Genomic DNA, 2450 nt, shown 5'->3' on the forward strand with positions numbered 1-2450 from the left:
CGGCGATGCTGACCGTGCCGGTGGGGGCATGGTTGAGGTAGATATCATTGCCGCCGATGTTGGCGGCACCGACCACGCCGGAGGTCAGTTGGCTGGCGACTGTGCTGCTGCTGATGTTTCCCACTGCGCTGCTGTCGCTGTTTCCCCAAGTGATGATGGAACCGTCGGTGCGTAACGCGGCAAAAGCCCGGGTTGTGGTATAAATGGTCACCACATCGACTGTGCCGTCAAGTTGTGCCGCCACCGCTTTGCTGGTGCTGCCGCCATTATAGCTATCCCCCCAAGTGACCACCGAGCCATCGGTACGCAAGGCGGCAAAAGAATAGCCTGTAGAAAAGAGTTGTTTTACGCCATTGAGTTGCGGAGCCACTGTACTGCTGGGGCTGCCGCCATATAGGCCATACCCCCAAGTGACCACCGAGCCATCGGCACGCAACGCGGCAAAGGCACTATTCGTGGACGCTATTTGTGTCACATCCACCGTGCCGTTGAGCTGTGTGGCCACCGTACTGCTGTCGCCGCCAAAGCGGCTATCGCCCCATGTGACCACCGCGCCGTCCGCACGCAGTGCGGCAAAGGCAGCTTGTGTGGAGGCTATTTGTGTCATATCCCCAGTGCCGTTGAGGTCGCTTGCCACCGCGCTGCTGTCACCGCCATCAGTAATATTACCCCAAGTGACTACCGAACCATCGGTGCGCAAGGCGGCAAAGGCATCGTTTGTGGAAGCTATTTGCGTCACATCCACCGTGCCGTCGAGTTGTGTGGCCACCGTGCTGCTGTTGCCGCCAGCATAGATATTCCCCCAAGTGACCACCGACCCGTCTGTGCGCAACGCGGCAAAAGCACCATAAGTGGAAAAAATTTGCGTCACATCCACACTGCCGTTAAGTTGTGTTGCCACTGCTGTGCTGCTGCCGCCGTAGCCGCCGACTCCCCAAGTGACCACCGAGCCATCCGTGCGCAACGCGGCAAAAGCATTCTCTGTGGAGAAGATTTGCGTCACGTCGATGGTGCCGTTGAGCTGTGCCGCCACCGCGCTGCTATCTCCTCCACTGCCACCCCAAGTGACCACCGAGCCATTCGTGCGCAACGCGGCAAAAGCATAATGTGTGGAGAATATTTGCGTCACATCCACGGTGCCGTCAAGCAGTGTCGCCACCGTACTGCTGTTGCCGCCATAGTTGGAATCCCCCCAAGTGACCACCGAACCGTCACTGCGCAAGGCGGCAAATGCGTAGAAGGAGGAGAAGATTTGTGTTACGTCCACGGTGCCGTTAAGCTGGTTTGCCACCGCACTGCTGTCACCGCCACCAGTAGTATTTCCCCAAGTGACCACCGAACCATCGGCCTTAATCACGGCAAATGCACCGTCGTTACGAAACTCGCCTAAGGAAGAATGTCCATCATATGATAAAGTGTTTTTTGTTACCGTTACGGTCATGCCAATGCCCCAAAAATAGTTATTAAAAAAAGTGGTTAAAACAGACAGCTATTATAGATGCCGTCACGCATTAAGCGACACAGGCCAATCCGGCTTTAAGGCCAGCTGTTAGCCTGTGTGTTTATTATGTCGCTTGCTTAACGTCGGACTCTATACTCTGAACGGTCAAGTTTTCGGTTAATCCGTTCGTGGTGAGCCTGTCGAACCATGGGCGGATTAACCGTCCAGCCTTCGACAAGCTCAGGCTGAACGGTTAATCCTAAATCCGAAAACCTGACCGCTTAAAGTATATAACAATACCTCCGCCCATTTGGATGTTGAATCGGATTGAACAAACTGATATAAAACCAATGGGTCAAATTTATCCAAAGTGCTTGTTTCAACTAGTTTTATACGTTTGGCGAAGGTATTGCCTTAAACCATGCTGACGTTCTTTATGCCGGCCCCGCACTTAAAAAGCCGCCCCGGCATATTGTTGTTAAACGCGCAGCAACCCCCATCCCTATCAAATCACCACAAAATCGGCGTTGGTCAAGGCCAAGTTCACGCCCAAGATGGCGATTTGCACCGCCGCGCCCGCACCGTTGCCGTCGGCATCATAAGACAGGGCGCCGGTGCCGGCGTTGTAGATGATAAAGTCGTTGGCGTCGGCCGCCGCCGCGCCGATTTTAAACTCGGCGGCATTGAGCACGCCGGTGGCCGTCAGCTGGGTGAAGACGGCGTTTTCCAGTTGGATGGTGTCGTCGGCGACCGTAAAGTCGGTGACGGTGTCGATGTTGCTGGCGGAAGGTGCGGTGTTGAAGCGGAAAATGTCCGAACCTGCGCCGCCGGTCAGGGTGTCGTTGCCCAAGCCGCCGATCAGGGTGTCGTTACCGTCACCGCCGGACAAGACATTGTCGGTGCTGTTGCCGTAGACGATGTTGGCGAGGGCGTTGCCAGTGCCGTTGATGGCGGCGGTGCCGGTCAAAAACAGGTTCTCGACATTCGCCGGCAAACTATAGCTGGCCGA

The 2450-nt window shown here is 55.7% G+C and carries 2 protein-coding genes; both read right to left on the bottom strand.

Annotated features, from left to right (window positions below; translation table 11 throughout):
* Positions 1-1441 (bottom strand): RCC1 domain-containing protein (locus AADEFJLK_RS23425; RefSeq protein WP_211299333.1); only part of this gene is annotated, 1441 nt, incomplete at its 3' end.
* Between the two features lie 505 nt (positions 1442-1946).
* Positions 1947-2450 (bottom strand): calcium-binding protein (locus tag AADEFJLK_RS24870; protein WP_170065246.1); only part of this gene is annotated, 504 nt, incomplete at its 5' end.

Origin of the sequence: Methylovulum psychrotolerans (assembly GCF_002923755.1) — a bacterium.
Classification (GTDB): Bacteria; Pseudomonadota; Gammaproteobacteria; order Methylococcales; family Methylomonadaceae; genus Methylovulum; species Methylovulum psychrotolerans.